This window comes from Aphanothece microscopica RSMan92 (assembly GCF_046613545.2).
GTDB lineage: Bacteria > Cyanobacteriota > Cyanobacteriia > PCC-6307 > Cyanobiaceae > NIES-981.
On the sequence record NZ_JBKKKY020000502.1, the window covers coordinates 1 to 470 of the forward strand.

At 61.3% G+C, this 470-nt stretch carries 1 protein-coding gene; it reads left to right on the top strand.

The features are described 5' to 3' along the window. Positions 1-302: hypothetical protein (locus ACLD7X_RS18750; RefSeq protein ID WP_411425191.1), on the top strand; the 302-nt coding region annotated here is incomplete at its 5' end. Positions 303-470 lie beyond the last annotated feature (168 nt).

Consider the following 470-nt stretch of genomic DNA (forward strand, 5'->3'; position numbering starts at 1 on the left):
ATCTCGAGAAGGGCGCGGTCAAGGTCCATGGCGGAGAGCCTAGACCGATTCGCTTTCCCAAAGTTAAGTGGCCCGTTCGTACCGGCAGGGTACGAACGGGCCCATGGCCTTCACGACTCGGGACGGCGACAGGAGCCATGCGGGCCAATGCGAAACGCGTGAATTCGATTGCGTCGTTCAACGCGGCGGGAGGAGAGTTGTTCCAGTGCTTTTCGAAAATCGCCCAACCCAACCAACTGCCCGATGCCCAGAAAACTGACAGCCAAAACCGGCTGCAACGGGGGCGATCCGTGGCCATTTGACGGCCAAAAAGATTTTGCGGCCGCCCTAATGTGCTGCAGTCTACCTCCGGCGCTCAGCCCGGGCCGAGGGAGCAGGCCAGAGGGTCTTTGCCGTGGTGTCCTGACGCTCCGTAAGGAACAGGGACAACCCCCGGGTGAGACCATCGGCGAAATCGCGCATGGCGGTGA